Source organism: Micromonospora sp. NPDC048907, from assembly GCF_055586885.1.
Window position 1 is genome coordinate 384,480 of sequence record NZ_JBVJHI010000004.1, and the last position, 15,812, is coordinate 400,291.

Below are 15,812 nucleotides of genomic sequence, written 5' to 3' on the forward strand. Positions count from 1 at the left end.
ACCATGCGCAGAATCCTGATCGTCGGGGCCGGACAGTCCGGGCTCCAGCTCGCCCTGAGCCTGCAGGCCGAGGGCTACGACGTCACGGTGATGTCGGCCCGGACGCCCGACGAGATCCGGCGGGGCTGGGTGATGAGCACCCAGGCCATGTTCGGCCCCGCGCTCGCCACCGAACGCCGCTACGGGCTTGACCTGTGGCAGGACCGCGCGCCCCGGATCGAGGGACTGCACGTGTCGCTCTCCGCGCCGCCCGGCGAGCGGGCGCTGCGCATCGTCGGCCCGCTCGACGAGCCGGCGCAGAGCACCGACCAGCGGATCAAGATGGCCGACTGGCTGGGGCTGTTCGAGCAGCGCGGCGGGACGGTGCTCTACCAGACGGTGACCACCAGCGACCTGGACGGCCTGGCCCGGCTCGGCCGCTACGACCTGACCGTGGTGGCCGCCGGCAAGGGCGACCTGGTCGGCGTCTTCGACCGCGACCCGGCCCGCTCGGTGTACGACGCGCCGCAGCGCGGGCTGGCCGTGGCGTACGTGCACGGGATGGCCCCGGACCCGCTGCTGCCGGTGCCGCACGTCAGCTTCAACGCCGTCCCGGGGCTGGGTGAGCTGTTCGTCATCCCGGCCCTGACCCACTCCGGACCCTGCGAGATCCTGTTCTGGGAGGCGGTACCCGGTGGGCCGCTGGACCTGTGGACCGAGCGGCGCGACCCGGCCGAGCACCTGAAGCTCACCCTCGACCTGGCCCGCCGCTACACGCCGTGGATCTACGAGCGGTGCGCCGAGGTGGAGCTGACCGACGGGCGGGCCACCCTGTCCGGGCGCTACACGCCGACCGTGCGCCACCCGGTGGCGGAGCTGCCCTCGGGCGGGCTGGTGCTGGGCATGGCCGACGTGGTGGTGGCCAACGACCCGATCACCGGCCAGGGCAGCAACACGGCCGCCAAGTGCGCGTACGCGTACCTGGGGTCGATCCTGGAGCACGGCGACCGGCCCTTCGACCGGGACTGGATGACGCGGACCTTCGAACGCTTCTGGGCCGGGACCGGCGAGGCCGTCACGGGCTGGACGAACGCCATGCTGCAACCGTTGCCGCCGCACGTGCAGCAGCTGCTCGGCGCCGCCGCCGGCAACCCGGTGGTGGCCCGGCGGTTCGCCAACGGGTTCGGCGACCCGAACGACTTCCGGGACTGGTTCCTGACCCCGGACGCCGCCGAGCGCTACCTGGCCTCGGTCGCCGGCTGACCGCCCGACGGTCGGGGGCCGCCGCCCGGGCGGCTCCCGGCCCGCGCCGGCCGGTCAGGCGGTCACGTGGGCGCTGTCGCCGGCCGTGGCGGCGAAGGAGGTGCCGCTGACCATCCGCGCGCCGTCCGAGGCGAGGAACACCACCAGCGGCGCCACGTCCTCCGGCTGGATCCACGGCACCCCGAGCGGGGTCTTCGCCCGCAGGGCCTCGACCGCGCTCCGCTCGTCGGCGGCGGGGTCCCCGGACGGGGACTTCCCGCCCTCGACGATGGCCTGCGCGTAGCGGTCCTGGTGCCGGGTCAGGGCGGTGTCGACCAGGCCGGGGATCACCGCGTTCACCGTGATCCCGTGCGCGCCCAGCTCCAGCGCCGCCGACTTGACCAGGCCGATGAGCCCCCACTTCGACGCCGAGTAGGCCGCACCGTTCGTCGTGCCGTGGTGCCCCTGGGTGGAGGAGGTGACCACGATCCGGCCGCCGCCGCGGCGGACCAGCAGCGGGGCGAACACCCGCAGGACGTTCGCGGTGCCGGTGAGGTTGACGTCGATCTGGTCGTGCCAGTCGGCGTCGGCCATCTCCAGCAGGGGCTTGAACGCCTGGATGCCGGCGTTGGCGAACAGCACGTCGACGCCGCCGTGCTCGCGCTCGACCGCCGCGGCCACCGCGCGCACCGCCCCGATGTCCCGCTGGTCGGCGACATGCGCGGACCAGCGCACCCCGGCCGCGGCGACCCGCCGGCCGGTCTCGGCAAGGTCGTCGGGGGTGGCCGGCGGGAAGTCGAGGATCGGGCTGACCGGCCCGGCCACGTCCACCCCGGCCACCTCCGCGCCCGCCTCGGCGAGCGCCACGGCGGCGGCCCGGCCGATCCCGCGCGCCGCGCCGGTGACCACGGCGACCCGCCCGGACAGCGGCGCTGCGGACATCGCACCCCACCTCCCCGCCGACGGCACCCGGTCCCCTCTCGCACCGTAGACCCGTCCGCACCCTCCGCGCCCGGCGTTCGCCGGCGCGACGGCGGGCGGGCCCGGTCAGAGCGTGTGGGTCAGGTCCGTGAGGAGGTCGGCGACCGGAGCGTCCCGGGCGCCGCGCCAGCCCGTGCCGGCCCACAGGTGCAGCCGGTCGGCGTCCCCGGCCCCGGCGGCGGCGACCCGCAGCGGCCGGGTCAGGTGGTGCAGCGCCGGGTAGCCGAGCGGGGCGGCCGCCTCGTGCCGGTCGATGAAGTCGTTGCGCAGCCCGCGCGCCGGGCGGCCGGTGAAGGCGCGGGTGACCACCGTCCGGTCCCGCAGCGGGTCGGCCAGCGCGTCCCGGTGGGTCCGGCCGGTGCCGGCCTCGTCGGCCCGCAGCAGCAGCGTGCCGACCAGCACGCCGGTGGCGCCGGCGGCGAGCGCGGCCCGGACGTCCCCGGGGCCGCCGATCCCGCCCGCGCCGAGCACCGGCAACCCGGTCCGGCCGGCCACCAGTGCGACCAGGTCGGGCAGCGGGCGCGGCGGCGGTGGGGCGTCCGGGGTGAAGGTGCCCAGGTGCCCGCCGGCGGCGCCGCTCTGCGCGACCAGCCCGTCCACCCCGAGGTCGACCGCTGCCGCCGCCTCGGCCGGGTCGGTCACCGTGACCAGCACCCGGGTGCCGGCCCGCCGCAGGTCCCGGACCACGGGCGCCGGCGGCGGGCCGAAGGTGAAGCTGACCACCGGCACCGGCTCGGCGCGCAGCAGGTCGAGCTTCGCCGCCCAGTGGTCGTCGTCCTCGGTGCGCGGGGCGGCCGCCAGGTCGAGGCCGTAGGGCGCGCCCTCGGCGGCGATCCGGGTCGCGTAGCGGCGGAACTCCGCCTCCACCACCGGCACCGGGGTGGGCACGAAGACGTTCACCCCGAACGGCCGGCCGGCGGCGCGCAGCTCGGCCATCTCGGCCGCCACCGCCTCGGGCGTCTTGTAGCCGGCGGCCAGGAACGCGAACCCGCCGGCCGCACCCACCGCCGTCGCCAGCCCCGTGGTGGTCGGCCCACCGGCCATCGGCGCGGCCACCACCGGCAGGTCCACCCCGAGCAGTTCCCGTATCCCGTCCACGGCACCAGTCTGCCCGCCCGCCGCGGATCATCTCCGCCCGCCCGGCGAGGTTCACGCCGCCTGGACGCGGCGCTCCGTCAGGCCGGCAGGCGTTCGCGCAGCCAGGCCGGCTCGGGGTTGACCACGGCCTCGCCGGGCAGCACCACGGTCGGCACCGTCTCGTCGCCGCCGGTGACCGCCCGGACCGCCGCCGCCCCGTCGGGGTCGCGCCAGATGTTCACCCAGTACGCCCGCCCGGCCCGGTGACCCAGCCGCAGCCGCAGGCGGAGGCAGTAGCGGCAGCCGGGCCGCCAGTAGACCACCGGCCGCCCGTCGCGCGCGCTGCGCTCCCGCGCCTCGGCGGCGGTCAGCGACCGCGGGAACACCAGCGGCGAGAACAGGGCCGCCAGGACCGCGAAGACCAGGAGCTCGACGACACCCACCACCGGGCTGTACGCCCGGACCGCGACGACCACCCCGACCACCAGCACCAGGCCGGCCATCCACCAACTACGCAGCACGTCGCGGGATGCTACCCGCCCCGGTCAGGCGGTCGCCTCGGCCAGCAGTTCGAGCAGGTGGCGGTAGGGCTGCCCGGTGGCCCGGGCCATGCCGATCTCGCAGGTGCGGTTCACCGAGGCGTACCCGTCGAAGGAGCGGGTGGTGACGGCGGCGGCCTCGGCGCGGGTGGCCGACGCGGTCAGCTCCGGGTGCAGCAGCCCCCGGTCGCCCGCGAACCCGCAGCACTGCCAGCCCTCCGGCACCACCACCTCGTCGGCGATCGCCGAGGCCACGGCGAGCAGCGCGTCGTCCAGCCCGAGCCGGGTGGACGAGCAGGTCGGGTGCAGCGCGAGGGAGCCGAGCCGGCGGCGCACGGTGAGCCGGGGCAGCAGCTCGCCGGCCGCGTACGCGACGGCGTCGACCACCCGCAGGTCGCCGGCTCCGGCGAGCAGCTTCGTGAAGCCCTCGGTGCAGGAGGCGGCGTCGCTGACCACCGGCAGCACGCCGTCGCGGCTGGCCGCGCGCAGCGCCGGCGGCACCCGGTCGCGTACCGCCTCGTAGCCGGCCGTGAGGCCCTTGGACGACCAGGGGGTGCCGCAGCACATGCTCGCGATCCCGTCGGGCACGAGCAGGCGCACGCCGGCCCGGTCGGCGAGGGTGAGCAGGGCGGCGGCCACGCCGGAGCCGCCCTGCGCCGGGGCGAAGAGCGTGCCGAGGCAGGACGGCACGAAGACGGCGTCCGGCTCACCGACCGGGTGGGGCCGGCGCGCCCGGCCGCCCCGGGGCAGGTCGCGCCGCCACTGCGGGACCCGTTCGGCGCCGAGGACCGCGCGGGCGGCCCGGGTGGCCGCCTCGGGCAGCGCGGGCGGCAGCGCGCCGGCCAGGTCCAGCCCGCGGGCCATGCCCCGGGTGGTGGCGTCCCAACGGCGGGCGGCGCCCCGCCAGCCGGCCTGCGCGGCCCCGCCGTTGCGGTCGGCCCGCAGCCGCTTCACGAGGTCGCCGGTGTTGATGAGGACCGGGCAGGCGGTGGCGCACATGCCGTCCACGGCGCAGGTGTCCACCGCGTCGTAGTCGTAGGCGTCCTCCAGTTCCCCGGCCAGGGCCGGGTCGCCGGCGGCGCGGGCGGCGGCGATCTCCCGGCGCAGCACGATCCGCTGCCGGGGGGTGGTGGTGAGGTCGCGGCTCGGGCAGACCGGCTCGCAGTAGCCGCACTCGACGCAGCGGTCCACCTCCTCCTCCACGGTCGGCACGGTCTTCAGGTGCCGCAGGTGGATCTCCGGGTCGTCGCTGAGCAGCACACCCGGGTTCAGCACGCAGTCCGGGTCACAGAGCGTCTTGACCTCGCGCATCACCGCGTACAGCTCGTCGCCGAACTGGCGGCGCACGTAGGGGGCCATCACCCGGCCGGTGCCGTGCTCGGCCTTGAGCGTGCCGCCGTGGCCGAGCACCAGGTCGACCATCTCCTCGGTGAACTCGGCGTAGCGCTCCGGGGCCGCCCCGCCGGCGAACCGCTCGTTCAGCATGAAGTGCAGGTTGCCGTCCTTGGCGTGGCCGAAGATGACGCTCTCCTCGTACCGGTGCCGGTCGAAGAGGCCGGCGAGCGCGGCGCAGGTGTCGGCGAGGGCCTCGACCGGGACGGCGATGTCCTCCAGCAGCGCGGTGGTGCCGGACGGGCGGGCGCCGGCCACCGCCGCGTACAGGCCCTTGCGGATGTGCCAGAGCGCGGCGCGGGCCGCGGCCTCGCCGCTGAGCCGGGCCGGGGTGGTCAGCGGCAGGTCGGCCAGCACGGGCCGGGCGGCGGCGACGCGCCCGGCCAGCGCCTCCGGGTCGGACTCCTGCCACTCGACCAGCAGGGCCGCGTGGTCGCGCACGGCCAGGCCGCGCAGCGCGGCGTCCGCCCTCGGGTCCCCCTGGGCGACCCGCAGGGCGGCCGCGTCGAGCAGCTCGATCGCCGCCGGCCCCGCGGCCACCAGCGCCGGCATGGCGGCCATCGCCGCGGCCAGGGTGTCGAAGACCAGCAGGCCGGTCGCGGCGTGCCGGTGCACGGGTACGGTGCGGAAGGTCGCCGCCGCCACGAAGGCGAGGGTGCCCTCGCTGCCCACCACCAGCCGGGTGAGCAGGTCGGCGGGGTCGTCGTGGTCGAGGAAGGCGTTCACCCCGTACCCCATGGTGTTCTTCATGGCGTACTGGGCGCGGACCCGGCGCACCGAGTCGGGGTTGCCGCGGACCCGGTCGCGCAGCCGCAGCAGGCCGGCGTGCAGGTCCGGCTCGGCGGCGCGCAGCCGGGCGTCGGCGTCCGGGGCGCCGGTGTCGAGCACGGTGCCGCTGGGCAGCACCAGCAGCAGCGACTCCAGCGTCCGGTAGGTGTTGAACTCGGTGCCGCAGGTCATCCCGCTGGAGTTGTTGGCGACCACACCGCCGACCGTGCAGGCGGACTCGCTGGCCGGGTCCGGGCCGAGCTTGCGGCCGTACGGGGCGAGGCGGGCGTTGACCTGCCGCAGCACCACGCCGGGCTGCACCCGCACCCGCCGGCCGTCGTCCAGGACGTCAAGGTCGCGGAAGTGCCGCCGGGTGTCGACGAGCAGCCGGTCGGTGACCGCCTGCCCGCTCAGGCTGGTGCCGCCGGAGCGGAACGTCAGCGGGGTGCCGGTGCGGCGGCTGTGCCGCAGCAGGGCAGCGACCTGGTCGGCGTCGGCCGGCGTCACCACCGCGCTCGGGTGCAGCAGGTAGTGCGACGCGTCGTGAGCCAGCCGGAGCCGGTCCGCCGCCCGGGTGGCCACCCCACCGGGCACCACCGCCTCCAGTCCGGCCCGCGCGTCGCCGCTCAGCTCCACCATGCTCGCCGCACCTCCCCGCGCTCACCCTAGTCAGCACCGGACGACGCGCCACCGACCCCTTGCATCCCCATCGACCAGGGTAGATACTCGCCGCTACAGCGTTCGTCGAGGTCACACCCCGAGCCGACCCCGTCGACACGGCATGGACGCCGACGCAACCGGCGGCCTTCACCGTCAGGAGAAGACCGTGAGAATCCGCCGAAGCCGATTCACCCCCCTGCTCGCCGCGACCGTCGGCCTCGTGGCCGCCGGCGCCTTCGCCGTACCGGGCGCCGCCTCCGCCGCCGCCCCGGGTTTCACCGCCGACCAGCTGGCCCGGGTCGACGCCGCCGTCGCCGCCTCCGGCGTGCAGGGCATCGCCTGGCGCGTCGAGGCGGGCCGCGTCGTGGTGACCGCCGACGACAGCGTGTCCGCCGCCGAGGTCGCGGCGGTCAAGAAGAGCGCCGGGGCCGCGGCGGGCGCGATCCGGGTCGACCGGGCCCGGGGCACCTTCCGCCCGCTGCTGTCCGCCGGCAACGCCATCTACGGCGGCGGCTACCGGTGCTCGCTCGGCTTCAACGTGGTGAAGTCGAACGTCTACTACTTCCTCACCGCCGGGCACTGCGGCAACGTCGCGAAGACCTGGTACACCGACTCCGGCCTCAAGACGCTGATCGGGCCGACCGTCAGCTCCAGCTTCCCCGGCAACGACTACGCCCTCGTCCGCTACGACAACACCGCGCTCAGCCACCCCGGCGGCTACACCGCCGCGAACGCGTTCGTCGGTGAGGCGGTCAAGCGCACCGGCTCGACCACCGGCACCCACGGCGGCACGGTCACCGCGTTGAACGTGACAGTCCGCTACCAGGGCGGCGGCACGGTCCGGGGCATGATCCAGACCACCGTCTGCGCCGAACCGGGCGACTCCGGCGGCCCGCTCTACGACGGCACCAAGGCGCTGGGCATCACCTCCGGCGGCAGCGGTGACTGCCGCAGCGGCGGCACCACCTTCTTCCAGCCCGTCACCGAGGCGGCGAGCGCGTACGGCGTGACCGTCTACTGAGTCCACCCGCCGGCCGTCGGCCGGCCCGGGAAGACCCGCACCGGCCCGCGGCCGGTGCGGGTCTTCGCCTGTCCGGCGGGAGAGCGCCGCACTCCTGGCGCGGCATTCGCGAGTTCAAACTCCGCCGTTGTCACGAAATCGGGGTGTGAAACTCACGCCCGGGTCATGACTGAGCACACTTTGCTCCCCCCTCCGCCGTCCGAAGGATGGACCTCAACCGATCAGCCGGTGGAGGCAGACGACATGGACGAACGGTACGACTCGTACTGCGCGGTCGACCCGCTGTTCTACGACTCGCTCGCCAGCTCCGACGTCGAGACCCCCGGCTACGCGGCGGACCGCCCGCCGGCGCCCGGTTGGGAGCGTGAGGTCAAGGACGACTGGCTGGTGCACGGTCCGGTCGCCGGCTCCCTCCCGCCGCAGGGGTGGAAGATCCACGTGTCGGCCCGGCTGGACAACGCCGAGCGGGTGCTGGCCCGGGTGATGGACTACTGCGAGCCCCGCGGCATCCCGTTCAAGTACCTGCGCGGCCCGCGGATGCTGCTCATGCGCAACAGCAAGTACGCCCGCCGGGCCGCCAGCGGCAAGTTCATCACGGTCTACCCCCGCGACAACGCGGAACTGGAGCTGACCGCCAAGGAACTGGCCGCGCTGCTCGACGGCGAGACCGGGCCGTACATCCTGAGCGACCTGCGCTACGGCGACGGCCCGGTGTACCTGCGCTACGGCGGTTTCGCCGCCCGGTACTGCCTCTCCCCCGAGGGCCAGGTGGTGCCGGCCGTCGAGGACGCCACCGGCACCCTGGTGCCCGACCGGCGCGACCCGGTCTTCCACGTGCCCGACTGGGTCACCCTGCCCGACTTCCTCGCCCCGCACCTGGCCGCCCGGAACGCGGCCACCACCACCGACCTGCCCTACCGGATCGAGAAGGTCATCCACTTCTCCAACGGCGGCGGTCTCTACGAGGCCCGGGACACCCGCACCGGGGACCGGGTCGTGCTCAAGGAGGCCCGCCCGCACGCCGGGCTGGACGCCACCGGCGCGGACGCGGTGACCCGCCTGCGCCGGGAGGCCGAGACGCTGCGCCGGCTCGCCGGGGTGCCGCACCTGGTGCGGGTGCACGACGAGTTCAGCTTCGGCGGGCACGAGTTCCTGGCGCTGGCGTTCGTCGCGGGCCGCCCGCTGAACCAGCTGGTGGTGGAGCGCTACCCGCTGGTCCACCTCGACGCCGACCGGGAGGCGTACACCCGGTGGGCCCTCGACCTCCACCGACAGGTCGCCGAGGCGGTCGACGCCATCCACGCCCACGGCGTGGTCTACGGCGACCTGCACATGTTCAACATCATGGTCGGCGACGACGGGGCCGTCACGCTCGTCGACTTCGAGGTCGCGACCCCCGCCGCGGCGGCCGCCCGGCCGGCCCTGCGCAACCAGGCCTTCGCCGCGCCCCGCGACCGGACCGGCTTCGACGTCGACCGGTACGCCCTGGCCTGCCTGCGGCTGGCCCTCTTCCTGCCACTGACCGCGATGCTCCGGCTGGCGCCGGAGAAGGCGGCCCACCTGGCCGACGTGGTGGCGGAACAGTTCCCCGTCCCCCGGGGCCTGCTCGACGAGGCGGTCGCCGTGATCCTCGGCGCGACCGCGACCGGGAGCGGACACCAGGACGCGTCGCGGATCGACCCGGAGGACTGGCCGGCACTGCGGGACCGGCTCGCCGCCGCGATCACCGCGAGCGCCACCCCGCACCGCGACGACCGCCTCTTCCCCGGCGACATCCGGCAGTTCGCCGGGGCCGACGGCGGGCTGAACCTGGCCCACGGCGCGGCCGGGGTGCTCTGGGCGCTGCACGCCGCCGGCGCCGGCACCGACCCCGAGCACGAGCGGTGGCTGATCGACCGGGTACGGGAACCGGCGTCGGGCAGCCGGCTCGGCTTTTACGACGGGCTGCACGGCGTCGCGTACGTGCTGGACCTGCTCGGGCACCGCGCCGAGGCGCTGCGGCTGCTGGAGCGCTGCCTCGACGAGCCGTGGACCGAACTCGGCAACGACCTGATGAGCGGCCTGTCCGGTGTCGCGCTCAACCTGGCCCACTTCGCCGGGCTCACCGGCGACCGGCGCTACGCCGACGCGGCCCGGCGGGCCGTCGACCTGGTCGTCGACCGGCTCGGCGACGTCGACTCGGTCGCCGAGGTCAGCGGTGGCCGCCACCCGTACGCGGGGCTGTTCCGGGGCGGCGCCGGCGTGGCGCTGATGCTGCTGCGGATGTACGAGCTGGACCACGACCGGAGCCTGCTCGACCACGCCGCGACCGCGCTGCGCCAGGACCTGCGGCGGTGCGTCCGGCGCGACGCCGGCCACCTGGAGGTCAACGAGGGCTGGCGGACCATGCCCTACCTCGCCGAGGGCAGCGTGGGCGTCGGCCTGGTGCTCGACCAGTACCTGCGCCACCACGGCGACGAGACGTCGCGCACCGCCGCCGCCCGGATCCGTCGCTGCGCCGACTTCCCGTTCTACGCCCAGTCCGGGCTCTTCGCCGGCCGCGCCGGGATCGTGACCTACCTGGCCGCGCGGGGTGAGCGCGAAGCCGCTCGCCGGCAGGCCCGGCTGCTGAGCTGGCACGCCCTGCCGTACCGGGGGCTGACCGCCTTCCCCGGCGACCAGCTGCTGCGGCTCTCCATGGACCTGGCCACCGGCACCGCCGGCGTGCTGAGCGCCCTCGCCGCGACCCGGCCGGCGGGCCCCGGCCTGCCGTTCCTCGCACCGCTGCCGGGCGCCACGCCCGCCGGGCCCACCCCACCGGCCGGTGACTGACCGGCCCACCCAGCTCCCCGGGGGTCACCCCGGGGCGGACCGACCCGACGCGTACGGAAGGAGGTGAACGACATGGCCCTGCTCGACCTCCAGGGGATGGAGCTGCCGGCCGCCGAGCGTACCGGCGGTGGCAGCCAGGCCAGCCTGCTGCTCTGCGGCGACAGCTCGCTGAGCGTCACCACCTGCAACTGACCCGGCGGTTATCGGCACCGATGACCAGCCAACCGACCCGAGCGACACGTCATCACCAGCGAAAGGGGAAAGTCATGGCACTGCTCGACCTTCAGGGGATGGAACTGCCGGCCGCCGAGCGTACCGGCGGTGGCAGCCAGGCCAGCCTGCTGCTCTGCGGCGACAGCTCGCTGAGCATCACCACCTGCAACTGACGATCGGTTCGCCTGGCCCCGGGCCGGCTCACGCCGGTCCGGGGCCGCGCCCGTGGAGGTGCGATGACCCCGGCCGACCGGCTCCTGTGGCGCGCCGTCGGGTCCGCCGGCTGGTGGACCCCGGTGCTGGCCCTGGTCACCGTGGCCGGGGCGGCGGCCGAGTTGGCGCTGCCCGCGGCCCTGGGGCGGGCGGTCGACGCCGCCGTCGGCGCCACCGCCGGGGAGTCCGCCGGCCGCTGGCTCGCCGCGGTGGGTGGCCTCGTCGCCCTGCTGGTCGGCGCGGGCGTGGTGCGGGACTACGGCACCGGCGCGGCGAGCGCACGGTCGGTCGCCGGCCTGCGCCACACCCTGATCCGGCACCTCCTCGCCCTCGATCCCCGGACCGCGGCCCGTCACCCGGTGGGTGACCTGGTCGGTCGCCTGGTGGGCCAAGTGGCCGACGCGGGGCAGGCGGCCCCGACCGTCGTGCTGGCCGGCACCGTGCTGCTGCCGCCGGTGGGCAGCCTGGTGGCCCTCACCATGATCGATCCGTGGCTCGGCGCGACATTCGTCGTCGGGCTGGTGCTGCTGGGCGTGCTGCTGCGCGGGTTCGTCGCCGACGCGTCCGCCGCCGTCGCCGGTTACCAGCGGGCCCAGGGGCACCTCGCCGGGCTGCTGGTGGAGGCGCTGACCGGAGCGCGGACCATCGCCGCCGCCGGCACCACCGGTCGGGAGGTCGAGCGGGTCCTGGCCCCGGTGGCCGAGCTGCGGCGGCACGGCACCCGGACGTGGACCGTGCTGGCCGGGGCGGCGACCCGGGGTGCGGTGCTCAGCCCCATGCTGCAACTGGCGGTCGTCGCCGTGGGCGGGCTCTCCCTGGCCGCCGGGCGGCTGACGCCGGGCGACCTGCTGGCCGCCCTCCAGTACGCCGCGCTCGGCGCCGGCCTGGGCACCGTGGTCAGCGCCCTCAACAAGGCCGTCCGGGTACGCGCCGGTTGTCGTCGCGCCGCCGAGGTGCTCACCGAACCGGCCCGCCGGTACGGCGCCCGGACCCTGCCGCCCGGCCCCGGCCACCTGGAACTGCGCGGGGTCGCCGTGCGGGCCGACGACGGCCGGCCGCTGCTCGACGGGGTGGACCTGCGGGTGCCGGGCGGCGCGCTGCTCGCTGTCGTCGGCCCGTCCGGCGCCGGCAAGTCGCTGTTCGCGGCCGTCGCCGGCCGGCTGCGCGACCCGGACGCCGGGGAGGTGCGGCTGGACGGGGTGCCGCTGCCCGACCTGTCGGCCGCGGCGCTGCACGCGGCGGTCGGCTACGGGTTCGAACGGCCCGTGCTGGTCGGCGAGACGGTGGGCGCCGCGGTCGGGTGCGGAGCCGACCCGGTGCCGCTGGCACGGGCCGCCGCCATCGACGACTTCGTCGAGCGGCTGCCCGACCGGTACGGCACGCCGTTGGCCGGGGTCGCCATGTCGGGCGGGGAACGGCAACGACTCGGCCTCGCCCGCGCGCTGCGGGCCGAGCGGCTGCTCATCCTCGACGACGCCACGTCCAGCCTGGACACGGTGACCGAGTACCGGGTGAGCCGGGCGCTGACCGACCGGGCGGACCGGCGTACCCGGGTCGTGGTGAGCCACCGGGTCGGCACCGCCGCCCGGGCCGACCTGGTGGCCTGGGTGGCGGGCGGACGGATCCGCGCGGTCGGTCCGCACGCCGAGTTGTGGGCCGACCCCGACTACCGGGCGGTGTTCCGGTCGTGACCACGGTCGGTGCGGTGACCCGGGCCGCGCTGCGGGCGCGGCGGCCCGCGCTCGCCCGGCTGGCGGCCTGGTCGGTGGCCGAGGCGCTGCCGGCGGCGCTGGCCGGGCTGCTGACGGCGCGGGCCGTGGACGCCGGTTTCCTGGCCGGCCGCCCGGTGGTCGGGCTGCTCTGGCTGGGGCTGCTCGCGGCCGCCGTGCTCGTCGGCGCCGTGGGCACCAACCGGGCGTACGCGTGCCTCGGCGACGTGGTCGAGCCGTTCCGGGACGACCTGCTGCGCCGGGTGGTGGCCGGCGCGCTGGCCGGCGCGAGCGACGGCCGGGTGGACGACGCGGCGGTGGGCCGCCTGACCCATCAGGTGGAGATCGTCCGGGACACCTGGGCCGGCCTGCTGACGGTGGTCCGCGGCTTCCTCTTCGCCGCCTGCGCCGCGATCGTCGGGTTGTGCTCCCTCGCCGCCCCGGCCGCCCTGCTCGTCACCGTGCCGGTGCTGGCCGGGCTCGCCCTGTTCGCGGCGGCCGTACCGGCGATGATCGCCCGCCAGCGGGAGTACGTGCTCGCCGACGAACGCCTCACCCGGGTCGCGGTCACGGCGATCGCCGGCCACCGCGACGTCTCGGCCAGCGGCGTGCGGGACGAGGTCACCCGGTGGCTGGGCCGGCACGTCGACGCGCAGGCGCGGGTGGAGAGGCGGCTGGCCGGCATGGCCGTCACCCGTGGCCTGAGCCTGGCCGTCGGCGGCTGGCTGCCGGTGCCGGTGGTCGTGCTCGCCACCCCCTGGCTGGTCCGGCAGGGCCTCGGGCCGGGCGCGGTGCTGGGCGCCCTGGTCTACGTCGTCCGCGGGGTGCAACCCGCCCTGCACACCCTCGTCCAGGGCGTGGCCGCCGGAGGGCTGCGGTTCACCGTCACCCTGGACCGGCTGCTGCGCACCGCCGTCCCGGTGTCCGGGGCGGCCACGCCCGCCGGCCCGGCCCGGCCCGCGCGACCCGGCCCGCCGGCGCTGTCCCTGCGCGGCGTGACGTTCCGGTACGGGCCGCACGCCGAACCGGTGCTCGACGGCTTCGACCTCGACGTGCCCGACGGCGACCACCTCGTGGTGGTGGGCGCCAGCGGGATCGGCAAGTCCACCCTGGCCGCGTTGATCGCCGGGGTGCTGCGTCCGCAGGCCGGCACGGTCGAGGTGGGCGGGACGCCGGTGGCCGGGGCCACGGCCGCCGAGCTGGCCCGGCGACGGGTGCTGATCCCGCAGGAGGCCTACGTCTTCACCGGCAGTCTCCGGGACAACCTCCGCTATCTCCGGCCCGACCTGGCGGACCCGGCGATCGTCCGGGCGGCGGCCCGGCTGGGCCTGTCCGGGCTGGTGGACCGCCTCGGCGGCCTGGACGCGACGCTGCGCCCGACCGGCCTGTCCGCCGGGGAGCGTCAGGAACTGGCCCTGCTCCGCGCCTGGCTCTCGCCCGCCCCCCTGGTCGTCCTCGACGAGGCCACCTGCCACCTCGACCCGGCCGCCGAGGCGCGGCTGGAGACCGCGTTCGCCGAACGGGCCGGCACACTCGTGGTGGTGGCCCACCGGGTCAGTTCGGCGCTGCGCGCCCGCCGGGTGCTGCTGCTCGACGGCCGCCACGCGCTGCTCGACGACCACCAGGGTCTGCTGGCCCGCTCGGCCGCCTACCGGGAGCTGGTGGGCTACTGGGAGGCCGGGGCGGAGCCGGTCAGATCCAGCCCGACTCCCGGGCGATCCGCACCGCTTCCAACCGGGTCCGCGCGCCGGTCTTCGCCATGATCCGGGACAGGTGGTTGCGCACCGTCCCCGCCGAGACGGTCAACTTCTCGGCGATGTCCCGGACCGGATGTCCCTCGGCCGCCACGTCGAGCACCTCCCGCTCGCGGCGCGTCAGCGGGCTGTCGGCGACCTCCAGCGCCGCGACCACCAGGTCCGGATCGAGCACCAGTTCACCGCGGGCGAGCAGCCGTACGCCCTCGGCGATCCGCTGCGGCGGCACGTCCCGGCTCAGGAAACCGATCCGGCGCCCGTGCTCGGCGAGCACCGGGCGGACCCGGGCGGCGCGGCGCTGTTCGACCAGGACCAGCAGCCGGCCCCCGCCGTCGGGCCCGGCCGCGGCGATCCGGGCGAGCTGGTGCAGCGGTACGAGGTCGGCGTCGACGACGGCCACGTCCGGCCGGTCACCCGCCAGCGCGTCCCGTAACGCGTGCGCCGTGGCCGCCTCGCCCACGACGTCGATGTCGCCCTCGGCCGCCAGCAGGTGGGCGAGGGCCCCTCGGATCAACCCACCCTTGAGCGCGAGCAGCGTGCGGACCATGGCGACTCCCGGACATGACCCCCCGATCCCTGACAACACGTGCGCGCCTGGTGACGCACCGTCAGGAATTTAATCGAAGGTGACCGCTACGCAACAGCCGTGATCCGCGTGTCGTCAGATCCAGCACGCATCCCGGGCCCGCTGGACCGCCTCCCAGCGGCTGCGGGCCCCGGTCTTGCGCAACAGGCTCGACACGTGGTTCCGCACGGTGCCCGGGGCCAGGTGGAGCTGCTTCGCGATCTCCCCGGTCCGCAGACCCTCCGCCGCCGCCGCGGCCACCTCCCGCTCCCGTTCGCTGAGCGGGTTCACCGCGGCGTCGAGGGCGGCGAGCGCGGTCAGCGGGTCGATCATGCGCTGCCCGCGGGCGACCGCCCGCAACAGCTCGACCAGTTCCTCCGGCGGCACGTCCGTGGCCACCACCCCGCGCACCCGGGCACCGAGAGCGCGGCGCAGCGCCCGCGCGGTGCGCCGCGCGGTCAGCACGACGACCGCGCGCCCGTCGGCGCCGGGCGGCCCGGCGACGGCGGCGGGGTCATCCACCGCGTCGAGGTCCACGAGCAGCAGGTCCGGACGGCAGGCGGCGAGCAGCGCCGACACGCTCCGGTCCGGCTCGGTCTCGCCGACCACCTCGAAGTCCGGCGTGGCGGCGAGGACCGCGACCACGACCGTCCGCAGCAGACCCGGCTCGGCGACCACCGCCACCCGCACCGGCGCGGCCACCGTTCCATCCCGTACGTCGCCCACCCGGGACACTGTGCCCGAAACGCCGCCGGATAGTCGAGTTGGCGCGGAGATGTACCGCGGCCGCGGTACTAGCGCGCCCGGGCCGCCCGGGACAAGCGCGCGTCGGGTCTCCGTCAGTGAAACAGCCTGAGTGGACGTTCAGCCTGGACGGTCAGCCGGGCA

13 protein-coding genes are annotated in these 15,812 nt (G+C 76.2%); 7 read left to right on the forward strand and 6 right to left on the reverse strand.

The genetic code is table 11. From position 1 onward, the window contains the following. Positions 1–3: 3 nt before the first annotated feature. Positions 4–1,242: a styrene monooxygenase/indole monooxygenase family protein gene (locus tag ACZ6PY_RS15840; RefSeq protein ID WP_466072761.1), complete on the forward strand. Its 1,239-nt coding sequence runs from the start codon at positions 4–6 to the stop codon at positions 1,240–1,242. Positions 1,243–1,296: 54 nt separating this feature from the next. On the opposite strand, the gene ACZ6PY_RS15845 is transcribed toward ACZ6PY_RS15840, so the two are convergent. From ACZ6PY_RS15845 to ACZ6PY_RS15860, 4 genes are all read right to left on the reverse strand, one after another. After that, positions 1,297–2,163 (reverse strand): SDR family NAD(P)-dependent oxidoreductase, encoded by an 867-nt coding sequence (locus ACZ6PY_RS15845; protein WP_466072763.1) that lies wholly within the window; start codon positions 2,161–2,163, stop codon positions 1,297–1,299. Between the two features lie 105 nt (positions 2,164–2,268). Continuing rightward, positions 2,269–3,300 (reverse strand): nitronate monooxygenase, encoded by a 1,032-nt coding sequence (locus tag ACZ6PY_RS15850; RefSeq protein WP_466072765.1) that lies wholly within the window; start codon positions 3,298–3,300, stop codon positions 2,269–2,271. A gap of 77 nt (positions 3,301–3,377) precedes the next feature. Then, positions 3,378–3,800 (reverse strand): glutaredoxin domain-containing protein, encoded by a 423-nt coding sequence (locus tag ACZ6PY_RS15855; RefSeq protein WP_466072767.1) that lies wholly within the window; start codon positions 3,798–3,800, stop codon positions 3,378–3,380. A 24-nt stretch (positions 3,801–3,824) separates the two neighbouring features. Then, entirely contained in the window at positions 3,825–6,617 is a 2,793-nt protein-coding gene (locus tag ACZ6PY_RS15860; RefSeq protein WP_466072769.1) for an FAD-binding and (Fe-S)-binding domain-containing protein, read from the reverse strand. A gap of 187 nt (positions 6,618–6,804) precedes the next feature. Between ACZ6PY_RS15860 and ACZ6PY_RS15865 the strand changes: the two genes are divergently transcribed. The 6 genes from ACZ6PY_RS15865 to ACZ6PY_RS15890 all read left to right on the forward strand — a co-directional run bounded on the left by ACZ6PY_RS15865 (position 6,805) and on the right by ACZ6PY_RS15890 (position 14,368). After that, positions 6,805–7,659, forward strand: a complete 855-nt coding sequence (locus ACZ6PY_RS15865; protein ID WP_466072771.1) for a S1 family peptidase — start codon at positions 6,805–6,807, stop codon at positions 7,657–7,659. Positions 7,660–7,902: 243 nt separating this feature from the next. Continuing rightward, complete coding sequence (gene lanKC, locus ACZ6PY_RS15870) at positions 7,903–10,470, forward strand: class III lanthionine synthetase LanKC (protein WP_466072773.1); 2,568 nt, start codon at positions 7,903–7,905, stop codon at positions 10,468–10,470. A 72-nt stretch (positions 10,471–10,542) separates the two neighbouring features. Beyond that, entirely contained in the window at positions 10,543–10,662 is a 120-nt protein-coding gene (locus ACZ6PY_RS15875; protein ID WP_269692070.1) for a SapB/AmfS family lanthipeptide, read from the forward strand. A 74-nt stretch (positions 10,663–10,736) separates the two neighbouring features. Next, entirely contained in the window at positions 10,737–10,856 is a 120-nt protein-coding gene (locus ACZ6PY_RS15880; RefSeq protein WP_109816733.1) for a SapB/AmfS family lanthipeptide, read from the forward strand. 63 nt (positions 10,857–10,919) lie between these two features. Continuing rightward, a complete protein-coding gene (locus ACZ6PY_RS15885; protein WP_466072776.1) occupies positions 10,920–12,587 on the forward strand; it encodes an ABC transporter ATP-binding protein in 1,668 nt (555 codons plus the stop codon). Further along, positions 12,584–14,368, forward strand: a complete 1,785-nt coding sequence (locus ACZ6PY_RS15890; protein ID WP_466072778.1) for an ATP-binding cassette domain-containing protein — start codon at positions 12,584–12,586, stop codon at positions 14,366–14,368. Before ACZ6PY_RS15885 ends, ACZ6PY_RS15890 begins: the two co-directional genes overlap by 4 nt. On the opposite strand, the gene ACZ6PY_RS15895 is transcribed toward ACZ6PY_RS15890, so the two are convergent. Further along, positions 14,298–14,906, reverse strand: a complete 609-nt coding sequence (locus ACZ6PY_RS15895) for a LuxR C-terminal-related transcriptional regulator (RefSeq protein ID WP_466072780.1) — start codon at positions 14,904–14,906, stop codon at positions 14,298–14,300. The genes ACZ6PY_RS15890 and ACZ6PY_RS15895 overlap by 71 nt on opposite strands. Before the next feature lie 114 nt (positions 14,907–15,020). Then, positions 15,021–15,650 (reverse strand): response regulator transcription factor, encoded by a 630-nt coding sequence (locus tag ACZ6PY_RS15900; protein ID WP_466072782.1) that lies wholly within the window; start codon positions 15,648–15,650, stop codon positions 15,021–15,023. Positions 15,651–15,812: the final 162 nt, after the last annotated feature.

Coding starts and splice junctions, on each gene's coding strand:
- ACZ6PY_RS15845 (WP_466072763.1), bottom strand. CDS start 2,163: ATGTCCGCAGCGCCGCTGTCCGGGCGGGTCGCCGTGGTCACCGGCGCG.
- ACZ6PY_RS15880 (WP_109816733.1), top strand. CDS start 10,737: ATGGCACTGCTCGACCTTCAGGGGATGGAACTGCCGGCCGCCGAGCGT.
- ACZ6PY_RS15895 (WP_466072780.1), bottom strand. CDS start 14,906: ATGGTCCGCACGCTGCTCGCGCTCAAGGGTGGGTTGATCCGAGGGGCC.
- lanKC (WP_466072773.1), top strand. CDS start 7,903: ATGGACGAACGGTACGACTCGTACTGCGCGGTCGACCCGCTGTTCTAC.
- ACZ6PY_RS15885 (WP_466072776.1), top strand. CDS start 10,920: ATGACCCCGGCCGACCGGCTCCTGTGGCGCGCCGTCGGGTCCGCCGGC.
- ACZ6PY_RS15860 (WP_466072769.1), bottom strand. CDS start 6,617: ATGGTGGAGCTGAGCGGCGACGCGCGGGCCGGACTGGAGGCGGTGGTG.
- ACZ6PY_RS15840 (WP_466072761.1), top strand. CDS start 4: ATGCGCAGAATCCTGATCGTCGGGGCCGGACAGTCCGGGCTCCAGCTC.
- ACZ6PY_RS15875 (WP_269692070.1), top strand. CDS start 10,543: ATGGCCCTGCTCGACCTCCAGGGGATGGAGCTGCCGGCCGCCGAGCGT.